Source organism: Natronorubrum daqingense, from assembly GCF_001971705.1.
Taxonomy (GTDB): domain Archaea; phylum Halobacteriota; class Halobacteria; order Halobacteriales; family Natrialbaceae; genus Natronorubrum; species Natronorubrum daqingense.
The window spans coordinates 2,679,872-2,692,824 of record NZ_CP019327.1; the positions used below are offsets into that span (position 1 = coordinate 2,679,872).

Sequence of the window (12,953 nt, forward strand, 5' to 3'; positions counted from 1 at the left end):
GAAACCGAGACGCCTCCGTTTCGCTGCGTGACTCGAGTCAATCTCGCGACTCGAAGGAAACGCCTTTGACCCGCCGCTCCCCGTTTTCGTGTGATGGAGGTCGCCGAGGTTCTCCCCGAATTCGCCGACGCCTTTGCCTTCGAGGAGTTCAACCGGATGCAACGCGAGGCACTGCCCGGATTGCTCGAGTCGAACGAAAACGTGGTCGCGAGCGCGCCGACCGCCTCGGGCAAGACAGCCCTCGCGGAGCTGGCGATCTGTAAGGCGCTCGCCAACGGCGGGACGGCGCTGTTTATCGCCCCGTTGCGAGCGCTGACGAACGAAAAGGAAGACGACTGGGACCGATTCGAGAGCCTGGATTACTCCGTTTACGTCGTCACCGGCGAGCGGGATCTGAATCCGCGGCGCGCGCGACGCGCGGACATCCTCGTGATGACGCCCGAGAAACTCGACTCGGCGACCCGCAAACACGAGTCGCGACGGTACGACTTCGTCACGGATATCGACGTCTGCGTCATCGACGAGGTCCACCTGCTGGACGCCGACCGACGCGGCTCGGTGCTCGAGGTGACGGTCTCTCGCCTGCGCCGGCTCTGTGATCCCCGCGTGGTCGCGCTCTCGGCGACGATGCCGAACGTCGACGACGTGGCGGCGTGGCTCGACGCGCCCGCGGAGACCACCTTCGAGTTCGGCGACGACTACCGACCGGTCGACCTCAACGCTGGCGTCAAGACCTACACGCACGGCGAGAACTCCTTCGCGGACAAGTACCGACGGCTCTACCGCGCGATCGACCTCGCGGAGCCCCACCTCCGAGATGACGGTCAGGCGCTCGTCTTCGTCTCTTCCCGTCAGGACACCGTGCAGGCGGCCAAGAAGGCTCGAGACGAAATCGCCGAGCGAGACGTTCCGATGGGCGTTCGCGGCGACATCGAGTTCCACGACGAGTCGAAAGCCGCACTCGACAACGACACCCTCCGAAACTCCGTCCTCGACGGCGTCGCGTTTCACCACGCGGGCCTCTCGAAGACGGAGCGAGACCTCGTCGAGCAGTGGTTCAAGGAGGGTCACATCGAACTGCTCTTCTCGACCTCGACGTTGGCCTGGGGCGTCAACATGCCCGCGCGCTGCGTCGTGATTCGCGACACGAAGATCCACGACCCCCTCGAGGGCGAAGTGGACATGAGCCCCCTCGACGTGCTCCAGATGCTCGGCCGTGCTGGACGGCCCGGCTACGACGACGTCGGCTACGGCTGGGTCGTCTGCGACGGGTCGGACGCGGACAAGTACCGCCGACTACTGCGAGACGGCAAGGAGATCGAATCCCGTCTCGCGGAGACGCTCGAGACCCACCTCAACGCCGAAATCGCGATGGGGACGATCACCTCGCTCGAGGAGGTGATGGACTGGCTCGAGACGACCTTTTACTACGTCCGCGGCCAGTCGAAGCCCGAAGAGTACGACTTTCCGAACCTCCGCGGGCGCGTCCGCGACTGCCTCGAGGAACTGGTCGAGCGCGGCTTCGTCGAGATGGACGCCGACGATCTCTCGATCGAGGCGACCCCGCGGGGCGTTCTCGCCTCGAAGTACTACCTGCGCCTCGAGACGGCGGCGACGTTCGCGGAACTCTGTGATCGAGTCAGCGAGGACGGCGCGGTTCTCGAGGCCGACGACGTGCTCGAGGCCGTCGCGACGGCGGAGGAGTTCGACTCGGTGTCGGCGCGCCAGTCCGAGCGCGACGCGATCAGCGCGACGCTGGTCGGCCACGAGACGGGAGACCTCGAGGCGGGCCAGCGAAAGGTGCTCGCGATCCTGCGCGGCGCTGCGAACGGCTCGACGCCGACGGAACTCGCGAGCGACGCCTGGGTGATCCGACGCAACGCGACGCGACTCATCTCGGCGCTCGGCGCGTTCCTCGATCGACTCGCCGGGCCACACGCGGCGAACCTCGCCAAGCGAGTCGAAGCCAGAATAGAGAACGGCGTCGCCGAAGACGCGGTCGGATTGACGGCCATCGATCAGGTTGGCCCGGGTCGGGCGAGCAAACTCGCCTCGGAAGGGCTGACGACGCCGGGAGACATCGTCGAGGAGGGAATCGGCGGCCTCGTCGACGCGGGGCTGACGGAGGGGGTCGCCGAATCGGTCTACGAGGGTGCCCAGTCGCTGCCCTCGATCGAATTCGACTGGGGACAGTTCCCCGAAACCGTCGCAACCGGGGAGAACGAAGTCTGTGACGTGACCGTCAGGAACGTCGGTGAACCCGCCCGCGCGGGCGTCCGCGTCACCGTCAACGGCGTCGAGATGACCAGCACGAAGACCTACTTGCGAGGCGAGGAGACCGTTCCCGTGGGCGTCTTCGGTGCCGACGCCGAGGAACTCGAGTTCACCGTCACCGTCACGTTTCCCGAGGAGTCGCTGTTACCACTCGAGTCGACGCGGACCGTCGACGTCGTCTGAGACGGTTCGCCGTAATTGTGTATCGGTGCAACTGCAGACGTGTCGCGGTTGCACCGGGAGTGACTTTCAGTGGATCGTATGAGCGCGCACGAGTAACGGGCCCGGAATTCGCGCGTCGTGTTACTTTCACGTCGGCCAGTGGAGATGCTCGTGATGGAATCACAGAATCGACCGCGAGATCCGGCACCGACGATGGACGAGTTGGACGGCGATTACGAAGACCTCGATCCGATGGCGTTCGGGTTCGCCTGCGGGACGACGATGGCACTCAGCGTCGGATTGATCGGAATGCTCTCTCGAGTCGGTATCGCCGAGGAGTGGCGAGGGCTCTTCGCGGATATGTACCCCGGCTTCGAGTCGGACGACGGCGGCACCCTCGCCGGCGTCGTGTGGGCCGGTGCCGACGGCTTCGCGATGGGGATCACGTTCGGTTGGCTCTACAACGTGTTCCAGCGAGGCGGGCAACGACGGTGAACGCGACACGGTAGCGGTCGCACGTGAGATGGGCAAAGCCGCACTTAGCGTACCTCCTCGAGCACCGTCTCTCGAACCTCGGCGGGCGTTTCGACGACGTGGTCGGCCGACGAGTAGTCGAGGTCGTCGTGAGCCTCGATTCGGTAGGCGACGACGGTCGTTCCGGCTCGAGAAGCGGCTTCGATCCCGTTTTCGGAGTCTTCGACGACGAGCGAGTTCTCAGGCGAGACGTCCAGTTCGGCCGCCGCGTGTTCGAAGACGTCCGGATTCGGCTTGCTCGGCGCGTCGATGTCGTCGGCGCTGACGACGCGGTCGAAGGAACCCTCGAGGTCGAATCGCTCGAGAACCTGCTCGATCCAGTGGTGGGGAGACGAGGAGACGAGTGCCGTGTGGACGCCCCGCTCGTCGAGTTCCTCGAGTAAGTCGTGGAGACCGTCGAGGAGGGACACGCGTTCGGTGTAGACGGTTTCGGCGGCCGCGTCGAAGCGATCGATCCACTCGGAACGAGAGATTTCGGTTCCGTACTCGGTCTCGAGGTAGTCGTAGACGTCGCGAAAATTCATGCCGCTGGTTTCGGCGCGGTCGATGTCTTCGTCGGGGACGGCGTCGGGAAACAACTCCTCGTGTTCGAACGTCGACCAGTAGGTCTCGCTGTCGACGAGGACGCCGTCCATGTCGAACAACACTGCCTTCATTGTGACTGGGCGTACCCGACCGTCGCATTTAGCGGTTGGGCTGGATTCGGGTTTTGTTTGTGAGGGCGAGTGTGACTGCGGTCGAACCCCTCCGTCGATAGGTTTACCAACTGGTAAGGCAATACTTGTCACGAGAGAAGTACTCGGGGTGTATGTTCGCAAGTAACGCGCTCGAGCGGACCACGTCGATTACACGATACCATGGAATACGGACACACTAACGATAGGCATCGAACCGAGGGGAACGGATGAGCGAACGCGATAAGATTCTCGAGGGAGTCACCGTTCTGGATCTCTCGACGTTCGTTACCGGCGGGTTCTGCTCGGCGATGCTCGCAAATCAGGGAGCGGAGGTGCTCAAAATTGAACAACCCGGATACGGAGACGCGATTCGCCACTCCGGACCGCCGTTTATCGAGGGCGAGTCGCCGTACTACTGGACGGTCAACTACGGAAAGAAGAGCCTCGAACTCGACCTGAAAAACCCGCGAGCGAAGGAGGCGTTGTACGAACTCGTCGAGGAGACCGACATCTTCATTCAGAACTTCCGGCCGGGCACCGCAGAGCGACTCGAGGTCGATTACGACACGATCGCACAGCACAACGAGGACGTCATCTACCTCGCGATTTCCGCGTTCGGACAGACCGGCCCGTGGCGAGAGCGAGCGGGCTACGACCTGCTCATACAGGGAATGGGCGGAATCATGGACGTGACCGGCGAGGAAGGTCGCCAACCCGTCAAAACTGGGCTACCGATGACGGATCTCATCACTTCGATGTGGGCATCTTTCGGGGCGATGACGGCACTCTACCGGCGAGAACGGACCGGCGACGGCGAGTACATCGACCTCGGGATGCTCGAGTCGACGCTTCCCTGGCTCACTAAACAGGCCGGACAGGTCTTCGCGGGCAACGAGACGCGGCGGATGGGGACGAAAGATCCGGTGCTCGCACCGTATCAAACGTTCGAGACCAAAGACGGGTTTCTCAACGTCTGTATCCTCAACGAGAAGCTCTGGGGTGAGCTGTGTGAGGCGCTCGAGCGACCCGACCTCCCCGAAGACGACCGATTCGAGACGAACGCCGACCGCGTCGACCACTTAGATGCGTTAGAAGCCGAAATCGAAGCCACGCTCGGGACGAAGACGACCGACGAGTGGATCGAGATCATCGCCGAGGACGCCGGCGTCCCGGCCGGCCCCGTCTACGACGTTGAGGAAGCGTTGACGAATCCACAGATCGAGGCCCGCGGCACGATCACCGAACTCGAGCACCCCGAACTCGGAACGGTACCGGTCATCGAACACCCGCTGAAGTTCGACCGCGCGGAGACCGGATTCGACCGTGCGCCGCCGCTTCTCGGCGAGCACAACCGAGACGTATTCCGTGATCTGGGATACACCGAAGCCGAACTCGACGAGTTGGCCGAAGAAGGCGTCTTCGGCGCTCGAGAGGAAGAGTGATCGGGCGGCCATCCGGAATCAAAACCGGTGAGTTTGGTGACTCGAGGGAGCAGCCACGTTCCACCTCGAGTGCGGCCACGTTCCACCTCGAGTGCGGGTCGAGTTAGCCCTCTGCGTACAGCGAATCGAGGATGAACTCGTCGATGGCCGCTCGAGCCTCCGCCGGGGCGTCCTCGTGGCCGAGCGAGATGCGTCGGCCGCGTGCGGCGTGGATGACGTCCGTCACGAGTTGGCCCATCAGTTCGGCGTCGACGGCCCGGAACGCACCCTGCTCGATGCCCGTCTCGATGACGTCGACGATACTCCCGCGAATTCGGTCGTAGTGGTCGGTGAAGATTTTCCGGTGTTCGCCGTCGTTCTGGGCGTAGGTGTACAGTTCGTGGTAGACTTTCATCCGATCCCAGTGGGAGAACTCCTCGAACTCCGGGCCGAACAGGCACTGGTCGATCCGTGCGTCGAGTTCCGTGCGCGGGTCGGCGTCCTCCTCGACTTCCACGCTTCCCTCGTACTGCTCGATGACGTGTTCTAAAAACGAGGAGAGGAGGTCGTACTTTCCGTCGAAGTGATAGTGGATTACCTGCCGCGTCAGATCCATTTCCTCGCCGATGTCGCGCATTCGGAGGTCCTTGTAGCCGTGCTCGCTCAGCGCACGGAACGTCGCTTCCATGATCACCTCCTTCGTGTCCGCGGTGGACTCCCCCTCTCGAGCATCGCTCATACGCCTACTGCGGGTGATGGATATATAACAAATTTGTTCCAGAAACGCTCGAGGAGAATCCTTTACCAGACGGTAAATTTTTGCCTCCGTGGTTAGATTATCTACCCGACTATGTCACGTACGATCATACAACACGGGACGGTCGTCTCGCTCGATCCGGAGATCGGACAACTCGAGGACGCGGATATCCTGATCGAGGACGGGGAAATCGTCGAAATCGGAGCGGGGCTGTCCGCGGAGAACGCGGAGGTCATCGACGCGAGCGACCACATCGTGGTTCCCGGGTTCGTCGACTCGCACATCCACCTCGCACAGACGCAGGTACGGGGTATCGCCGGGGACTGGTCGCTCATGGGCGACTACTTCGACGACATGCTCGGCAACATCACCGGGCTCTACCAGCCCGAAGACATGTACCTGGGCGGCCTCTTCGGCGCGCTCGAGAAGCTCTATACGGGGACGACCACGGTCTTGGATTGGTCGTACCCCAACACGCCCGAGCACGCCGAACGGGCCGTCGACGCGCTGCAGGATACCGGGGTGCGAGCGGTGTACACCTACGGCCCGCCGGGTGACGACGCGGCGACGTGGTGGTTCGAGAGCGACGTCGGTCTCCCCGAACAGCAAATCCGCGAGTTCGACGCCGAGAAGATCCGCGACGACGACCGACTCAGCCTCGCACTCGGGTTGCGAGGGCCGGATTTCTGTACCGACGAGACCGCCCGCGGCGATCTGGAACTGGCCCGCGAACTCGACGCCCTCGCCACGCTTCACATGGGCGCTGCATGTTGGCCGTCCTCGGTCTACGGCGACGACTACCAGGGCTTTGGTTGCCTCGAGGACATGCTCGGCCCGGACGTCAATGTCGCCCACGGGAACCACTTTGCCCAGGAGGACATCGACCACGCCGTCGAGCAGGGGGTCTCCTTTTCGTCGACTCCGGAAGTGGAAATGCAGATGGGCCACGGCATCCCCGTCACCGAAAAGGTCATAGAGGCCGGTGGCCGGCCGGCGTGGGGCGTCGACGTCTGCTCGGACATCAGCGGCGACATGACCAGCCAGATGCGGATCGGCCTGCAAGTCCAGCGGATGTTCGAGAACCAGGCGGTCCTCGAGGGAGACGAGGAGGTCACGGAGCTCCAGACCACTGCACGGGACACCCTCGAGATGGCCACCATCGAGGGGGCGAGAGCCCTGAACCTGGAGGACGAGATCGGAACGCTCACGCCGGGTAAGCGCGCGGACATCGTGATGATTCGGACGGACGACTTCATGACCGCGCCGAGTCACAACCCAATTCAGACCGTCGTCTTCCAGTCCGACACTTCTCACATCGACACCGTACTCGTCGACGGCGAACCCGTCAAGCAAGATGGCGAACTGCGCAATCCGCTCGTCGAGGAGGAGTTCGACCGCTTCGTCGCGTCCGGCGAGCGACTGATCGACGAGGCCGGAATCGACCTCGAGTAACTCACACCCACCAATTCACTCACGATGCGACTCGGACAATACACGACGACGAACACGGAACAGCCCTGGTATGGCGCCAGGACGGACGAACAGACGGTCGTCAACCTCGCCGAGGCGGGCGCTGCCACCGGCGTCGACCTGCCCCGGCGGAGTACCGAATTGCTAGCCGGCCGGGAGTGGCAACGGAAGGCAGAACTCGCTCTCGAGCACGCCGAGGAGACTGGAACCGGCGTCTACGACCTCGACGGTCTGGACCGGCACGCTCCCGTAGGCGATCCGCAGAAGGTCGTCTGCGTCGGGCTGAACTATCGGGACCACGCAGAGGAGGGCGACAACCCGATTCCGGACGAACCCGTGCTCTTCTCGAAGTTTCCGACGACCGTGACCGGCCCCGGGAGTACGATCAGCTGGGATCCCGACCTCACCGAGAAGGTCGACTACGAGGCCGAACTCGTCGCCGTCATCGGAAAGGAAGCGCGACGCGTCGACGAGGACGAGGCCCTCGAGCACGTGGCGGGTTACGTGGTGGGCAACGACGTCTCCGCTCGCGATCTCCAGCACGGCGACGGGCAGTGGGTTCGGGGGAAGAGCCTCGACGGCTTCGCACCCATCGGGCCGGAACTCGTGACCGCGGATGAAGTGTCAGACCCTCACGACCTCGAGATCTGGGCCGAAGTCAACGGCGAGCGCTTGCAGGAGTCGACGACCGCGAACCTCATCTTCGGGATCGACGAGCTGGTCTCGTTCTGCAGCCAGGCGTTCACACTGAAACCGGGCGACCTCATCTTCACCGGCACGCCGCCGGGCGTCGGCGTTTATCGAGAGCCACCCGTGCTGCTCGAGGACGGCGACGAGGTGACGATCGGCGTCGACGAACTCGGGGAACTGACGAACACCTGTTCGTTCGATACGCAGTAGTCGGGAACACGACTTTCGGTTCAGTTTTCCTCGAGCGCGCCGACGGATTCGAGATGGTCACGGACCTCGATAAGGAACTGCCGATACCGCTCAAGGTCCTGTAAGGCGTTGTAGACGACATCATGCTCGATGATCTCTCCGTAGGTGTGTGCGAGGACGTTACGGAATCGAGCTCCCTGTGCCATTTCGGTGGCTGTCGAAGCCGAAAGGATGTCGAGTTCCTCGAGTGCGCGCATCGATTTCGGATTGCTCTTCGGCGGTGAGCCCCGTTCGTGTTTGACCAGTTCCTCCGCGATATCGATCGCTGCCTCGGTCATTTTCACGAACCTGCGCTCGACGATATCCTGGCTATCGGTGTCGGCGTAGTACTCCTTTCTGGGTAGTGACTGTTTCCGAGCAAGGATACCCAAGCTGACCTCGATCGTCTCGACAGCGTTCAGGATCCTGTTGAGTCGATCTGGTGGGAAGGGCTCATCCGTCATTCGTTGTGCGTCTCGCCGTCCGTTGCTGTCACAGCAGATCCGCTTAGATGTTCGTCGATTTTGGTTAGTGCCGCATCGAACCGTTCACGCGGAGACTGAGGGGACGACTCCGTCTCCATCAGCCGGTCTCGAAGGGCAGTTGCATGATTTGGATTACCGACGAGGAGTATTCCACGGTCGAAAACTGTCGCTGCCAGTTCCGGTGAAGCTCTGTGAAGATCCACGAGGTCTACCTCATCAGTCTCGAGTGTCTCACTGAGATCGGCACTCAGTCCGAAGAAGCGTTCGTTGTACTCCGGATCGGTCGGTTGGACGTCTTCGAGTTCGACTGCGAGATCAATATCACTTCGAGAATGGGTTTCTCCGCTCGCGTGAGATCCAAACAAGATCGCCAGTTGGATCTCGTGTTCCTGGAACACTTCCTGTAGCCTCTCGAGTGGGAGCGAGTCGTCGAGAGTAGCCTCCCTCCAGGTTCTCATCGTCCGAAAACACGTCCTCGGTGTACATAAACGCTCAGGGAATATCGATGGAACAGAGTACTGATCTCGAGATTGCGACTATACGCAAGGACAGAGAATAGTTTGCATACCTGACGAACGATACGGACAGGTGGACGACGAATCACTTCGGATCAACCCTTCTTTCTGCGGTGGCGCGCGCTGTCGGACGACCGAGTGTAAACGAGAGCGGCCGACAATGCTGCGCGAGGGATGAGCGAACGCAGTGAGCGAATCGGCTGGGGAGGGCGTGGCCATCCCGTGTGGCCATGTGAGGAGAGTCTGCTTCCGTAGTTATCACCGCGAAAGCCCTGGCCCCTTTCAGTCCCACCCGACGGTGGTTGGTCAAGGCTGCAGACTCGACGGCGAACGTTCCGTGACCTTCTCTACGTAACGATCGGTCGCCTCAGATCAAACACCCTCACTGAATACCAAAACCGTCGTACCAATTACTGCTAAACGTCGACAGTTCCCTTTGCGAAGCTCACTGGCCGATGTCGAACACGTCGCGCGGGTTCTCGAGCACCACCTGCCTGATGGCCTCCTCGTCGATCCCGTACCGATAAAGTTCGAAAATCGCCCGCTTCAGCGCGAACGGGTCCGTTCTCAGGACGTTGGCACAGTCGGTGTCGATCATGATCCGATCGGGTCCGTACTCGTCGATGGCGTCGGCGACGTCTGCAGCGTCGACGCCGATCAGCCACGAGTGACCGATCGTGTAGCTCAGGTAGCAGTCGGTCTCCGCCATCAGGTACTCGGTGTTGTTCTCGTCCGCGTGTGAGGCGACGACTCGCTCCTCGTCTAATCCGGCGTCTCGGGCCGCCTCGACGTCGATTTTTACCGCCTCGAGCGCGGGATTCTCCCTCTCAATGACCGGTTCCTGACCCAGGCCGGGGTTCTTCTCGTAGCCCGGCGTTCCGAGTTCCGGGCGGTAGGAACGGCCCGAATCGCTCGAGGTGTTCGGCGTGTGGAGGAGCACCGGCAGGTCGTGGGCGTCCGCGAGTTCCATCTGGGCCTGGACGACCGCGCGCTGCTCGTCGAGGCCCCACGAGCTAACGTGCTGGGAGGGGGTAACTCCGGTTTCGCCGATCGCGACGACCTCCTCGAGGTCGCAGTAGTCGGCCATCGCCTCGAGCAACTCGTCCGGGTTCTCGATCCGAACGCCCGTGTGGATCCCCAATCCGAGTTTGGCTTCGAAGAAGTGGTTCCGTTCGATCGCCCCGCGTCGGTTGATCGCGTCGTCCCAGAGGTAGCGGACGTCGGACGCCTGCACGGGTTTGTACGGCGTCCAGTGATAGCCCGAGGAGACCATCACCATGGATCGACACCCCGAGAGGGCGTAGCGCTCACGGTCGTCCCACGAGAGCGTGTGTGCGTGGTTGTGAACGTCGATCCACGGGAGGTTGAGAAGCTCCGTCGGGAGGTCGACGTCTCGGTCCTCGAGGTGCGCTGCGTCCGTCGGCCGGGCGGTCGGATGCGGTGAGGTCATGGGTAACGTAGCGTTTTACAGGCTGGTAAAACTTTATTGTGCGAGTGATACACAAACATAGTATGCCACTGTTGATCGGGACAGATGACGGTCTGTACCGAGTCGAAAGCGTGCCGTTCGAGCGTGAGGAAGAAGAATTGGTCCTCGAGTGTGGCGTCGTGACGGCGCTTCGATCGTGGGGCCACACCGACGGCGTCTTCGTCGCGTCCTCGAGCGGAGCGTACCGGTCGCTCGACGGCGGGGAGACGTGGGAGGACCTCAGCGTGCCGCTGGGCGATCGCTTCTGGCACGCCGGCGAGAGCGAGGTGTGGTCGATCCTCGCGACCGCGGACGGCGCGCTCTACGCCGGAACGAACGACCCCTACATTTACCGATCCGTCGACGAGGGCGAGTCGTGGTCGGAGCTGAAGGGATTCCGTGACCTGCCGTCTCGCGGCCACTGGGAGTCGCCGATCGATCCCCACTACGCGCGCTTGCGCGCACTCGAGACCGTGCCGGGACGACCCGAGCAACTGATCGCCGGCGTCGAAGCCGGCGGGATTCACCTGAGCGAGGACGGGGGACAGACGTGGATCGACCGCCGCGAGACCATCGTCGACGACGTCCACCAGATCCTGCCGATTACCGAAGACGTCTGGTTGGCGACGGCGGGATACCTCGACATCGACCTCGAGAACCTCGGACTCGGCCACGCGGTCGGCGAAGGGGGGCTCCATCGGACGACCGACGGCGGCGGGTCGTGGACCCGCCTCGATCGGGGCAACGACTTCTCGTACATCCGCTGCGTGTTCGTCCACGACGGCACCGTCTTCTTCTGTGGGGGCGAAGAGGCTCCGCCGGCGTGGGTCGACGACGACCACGAGGTCGCGCTGTTCGAGTCGACGAACTTCGGTCGCGACTTCGAACGGGTCTCCTTCCCCGGCGAGCCACACGAGATCATCGAAGCGTGGGCCGTCCACGACGGGGACGTCATCTGCGGCTCGGGACTCTTCGACGTGCCCGATCAACGCGACGACGTGAACGGCCGAATCATGCGCCGGACGGATGCTGGCGAGTACGAGACGGTCGGCCGCGTCGGGGCCAACGTCGGCCGACTCGAGGTTGTCAACGCCGGTTCGGAGGGTGAACGATGACGGAGCGGACTGCGCAAGCCGATCCACCCTCGTTCGTCGGCCGGGCACTCTACAGCGGCATTCTGGCGTACATGGCCATCGACGGATTCCAGAACAACGAGAAGCGCGTGGAGGTCGCCAGAGAGAAGGGGGTGCCCGCCCCGGACGTCCTCGTGCCGTTCGTCACGGGGATGCTCTTCGTCGCGAACGTCGGTATCTTGCTCTGGAAGTTCCCGCGGGCGTCCGCCGGCGCGCTCATCGTCTTCTTTCTCGGGACGACGCCCGGCATTCACGACTTCTGGACGATGGACGGCGAGGAACGCCAGGCGAACAAGATCAACTTCCTCAAGAACGTCGCCCTGCTCGGTGGCGCACTGTTGCTCCTCGAGCAGGCGGGGGATCAAGCCGAGTGATCGGCTAGAATTCGAGCCGAGTGATAAGCGGGGGCTCGAAGCGAGTGACCTGCTGGAACTTGAACTGGGTGATCAGCGGGGACTCGAGCCGAGTCATGCTCCCCACTCGAGAAACTTGATCAGCCGAAAATCTCGTCGCGCTCGTAGGCCATCTCCTCGCTCACCGTACTCGAGACGTCCGCGCCGAACTCGCGTTCGACGAGCCACAGCGCCAGGTCGAGGCCGGACGTGACGCCGCCCGCGGTCAACACGTCGCCGTCGTCCACGACCCGCTCGTCGACCACGTTCGCGGCGTGGGATGCGAGGTCGTCCTCCGCAACCGGGTGGGTCGCGGCGGGACGGCCCTCGAGCAGGTCCGCCTCCGCAAGCACCATCGCGCCAGTGCAGACCGAGGCGACCGTCGCGCCGTTCGTGAAGCGCTCGTCGACGGCGTCCGGCAGCTCGCCGTCGTCGACGACGGCCCGAACGCCTTCGTTAGCGGTCGTCCACCCGCCGCCGGGTACGACGAGGATATCGGGCTGGTCGAGGGTCCCTTGCGTCTCGACGCGCAGATCGTGACTCGCCGTCACGAAGTCGGAATTATCGAGCGTGACGAGGCTCGTCTCGAGGGACGCGCCGGCCTGGGCGGCGTTTTCGAACACTTCGTAGGGACCGATCGCGTCGAGTTCGTCGAAGCCGTCGAACAACACGATTTCTGCGGTGGTGTCGGCCATGTCGAAGGCGTCGACTCGCTCGGGCAAACGTGTTGTGCCGGCGCGTCGACAG

13 protein-coding genes are annotated in these 12,953 nt (G+C 63.0%); 7 read left to right on the forward strand and 6 right to left on the reverse strand.

The window, feature by feature from the left end; genetic code table 11:
• Window positions 1-93: 93 nt before the first annotated feature.
• Window positions 94-2,457 carry a DEAD/DEAH box helicase gene (locus tag BB347_RS13055; protein WP_076582973.1) on the forward strand — a complete coding sequence of 788 codons (2,364 nt, stop codon included), beginning with the start codon at window positions 94-96 and terminating at the stop codon, window positions 2,455-2,457.
• Window positions 2,458-2,610: 153 nt separating this feature from the next.
• Entirely contained in the window at window positions 2,611-2,931 is a 321-nt protein-coding gene (locus BB347_RS13060) for a bacteriophage holin (protein WP_139327039.1), read from the forward strand.
• A gap of 44 nt (window positions 2,932-2,975) precedes the next feature.
• On the opposite strand, the gene BB347_RS13065 is transcribed toward BB347_RS13060, so the two are convergent.
• Entirely contained in the window at window positions 2,976-3,626 is a 651-nt protein-coding gene (locus tag BB347_RS13065; protein WP_076582974.1) for an HAD family hydrolase, read from the reverse strand.
• 248 nt (window positions 3,627-3,874) lie between these two features.
• On the opposite strand from BB347_RS13065, the gene BB347_RS13070 reads away from it, so the two are divergent.
• A complete protein-coding gene (locus BB347_RS13070; RefSeq protein WP_076582976.1) occupies window positions 3,875-5,089 on the forward strand; it encodes a CaiB/BaiF CoA transferase family protein in 1,215 nt (404 codons plus the stop codon).
• Between the two features lie 103 nt (window positions 5,090-5,192).
• Here BB347_RS13070 and BB347_RS13075 read toward each other — a convergent pair whose 3' ends face one another.
• Window positions 5,193-5,807 carry a TetR/AcrR family transcriptional regulator gene (locus BB347_RS13075; RefSeq protein ID WP_076582978.1) on the reverse strand — a complete coding sequence of 205 codons (615 nt, stop codon included), beginning with the start codon at window positions 5,805-5,807 and terminating at the stop codon, window positions 5,193-5,195.
• A 111-nt stretch (window positions 5,808-5,918) separates the two neighbouring features.
• On the opposite strand from BB347_RS13075, the gene BB347_RS13080 reads away from it, so the two are divergent.
• The gene (locus BB347_RS13080) at window positions 5,919-7,277 is read left to right on the forward strand and encodes an amidohydrolase family protein (protein ID WP_076582980.1); all 1,359 of its coding nucleotides are present in this window, start codon (window positions 5,919-5,921) and stop codon (window positions 7,275-7,277) included.
• A gap of 24 nt (window positions 7,278-7,301) precedes the next feature.
• Window positions 7,302-8,195, forward strand: a complete 894-nt coding sequence (locus BB347_RS13085) for a fumarylacetoacetate hydrolase family protein (RefSeq protein ID WP_076582981.1) — start codon at window positions 7,302-7,304, stop codon at window positions 8,193-8,195.
• Window positions 8,196-8,215: 20 nt separating this feature from the next.
• On the opposite strand, the gene hepT is transcribed toward BB347_RS13085, so the two are convergent.
• From hepT to BB347_RS13100, 3 genes are all read right to left on the reverse strand, one after another.
• Window positions 8,216-8,677 carry a type VII toxin-antitoxin system HepT family RNase toxin gene (gene hepT / locus BB347_RS13090; RefSeq protein ID WP_076582983.1) on the reverse strand — a complete coding sequence of 154 codons (462 nt, stop codon included), beginning with the start codon at window positions 8,675-8,677 and terminating at the stop codon, window positions 8,216-8,218.
• Window positions 8,674-9,156, reverse strand: a complete 483-nt coding sequence (gene mntA / locus BB347_RS13095) for a type VII toxin-antitoxin system MntA family adenylyltransferase antitoxin (RefSeq protein ID WP_076582984.1) — start codon at window positions 9,154-9,156, stop codon at window positions 8,674-8,676. Before mntA ends, hepT begins: the two co-directional genes overlap by 4 nt.
• A 502-nt stretch (window positions 9,157-9,658) precedes the next feature.
• A complete protein-coding gene (locus tag BB347_RS13100; protein ID WP_076582986.1) occupies window positions 9,659-10,663 on the reverse strand; it encodes a TatD family hydrolase in 1,005 nt (334 codons plus the stop codon).
• Window positions 10,664-10,725: 62 nt separating this feature from the next.
• On the opposite strand from BB347_RS13100, the gene BB347_RS13105 reads away from it, so the two are divergent.
• Window positions 10,726-11,796, forward strand: a complete 1,071-nt coding sequence (locus BB347_RS13105; protein ID WP_076582987.1) for a WD40/YVTN/BNR-like repeat-containing protein — start codon at window positions 10,726-10,728, stop codon at window positions 11,794-11,796.
• The gene (locus BB347_RS13110) at window positions 11,793-12,188 is read left to right on the forward strand and encodes a DoxX family protein (RefSeq protein WP_076582989.1); all 396 of its coding nucleotides are present in this window, start codon (window positions 11,793-11,795) and stop codon (window positions 12,186-12,188) included. The genes BB347_RS13105 and BB347_RS13110 overlap by 4 nt, the downstream gene beginning before the upstream one ends.
• A 119-nt stretch (window positions 12,189-12,307) precedes the next feature.
• On the opposite strand, the gene BB347_RS13115 is transcribed toward BB347_RS13110, so the two are convergent.
• Window positions 12,308-12,901 carry a DJ-1/PfpI family protein gene (locus BB347_RS13115; RefSeq protein WP_076583327.1) on the reverse strand — a complete coding sequence of 198 codons (594 nt, stop codon included), beginning with the start codon at window positions 12,899-12,901 and terminating at the stop codon, window positions 12,308-12,310.
• Window positions 12,902-12,953 lie beyond the last annotated feature (52 nt).

Bases quoted from the DNA above. Each gene is read 5' to 3' on its own strand.
- hepT (WP_076582983.1), bottom strand. From the start codon at position 8,677: ATGACGGATGAGCCCTTCCCACCAGATCGACTCAACAGGATCCTGAAC.
- BB347_RS13115 (WP_076583327.1), bottom strand. From the start codon at position 12,901: ATGGCCGACACCACCGCAGAAATCGTGTTGTTCGACGGCTTCGACGAA.
- BB347_RS13085 (WP_076582981.1), top strand. From the start codon at position 7,302: ATGCGACTCGGACAATACACGACGACGAACACGGAACAGCCCTGGTAT.
- BB347_RS13065 (WP_076582974.1), bottom strand. From the start codon at position 3,626: ATGAAGGCAGTGTTGTTCGACATGGACGGCGTCCTCGTCGACAGCGAG.
- BB347_RS13055 (WP_076582973.1), top strand. From the start codon at position 94: ATGGAGGTCGCCGAGGTTCTCCCCGAATTCGCCGACGCCTTTGCCTTC.
- BB347_RS13105 (WP_076582987.1), top strand. From the start codon at position 10,726: ATGCCACTGTTGATCGGGACAGATGACGGTCTGTACCGAGTCGAAAGC.
- BB347_RS13075 (WP_076582978.1), bottom strand. From the start codon at position 5,807: ATGAGCGATGCTCGAGAGGGGGAGTCCACCGCGGACACGAAGGAGGTG.
- BB347_RS13100 (WP_076582986.1), bottom strand. From the start codon at position 10,663: ATGACCTCACCGCATCCGACCGCCCGGCCGACGGACGCAGCGCACCTC.
- BB347_RS13060 (WP_139327039.1), top strand. From the start codon at position 2,611: ATGGAATCACAGAATCGACCGCGAGATCCGGCACCGACGATGGACGAG.
- mntA (WP_076582984.1), bottom strand. From the start codon at position 9,156: ATGAGAACCTGGAGGGAGGCTACTCTCGACGACTCGCTCCCACTCGAG.
- BB347_RS13070 (WP_076582976.1), top strand. From the start codon at position 3,875: ATGAGCGAACGCGATAAGATTCTCGAGGGAGTCACCGTTCTGGATCTC.
- BB347_RS13110 (WP_076582989.1), top strand. From the start codon at position 11,793: ATGACGGAGCGGACTGCGCAAGCCGATCCACCCTCGTTCGTCGGCCGG.
- BB347_RS13080 (WP_076582980.1), top strand. From the start codon at position 5,919: ATGTCACGTACGATCATACAACACGGGACGGTCGTCTCGCTCGATCCG.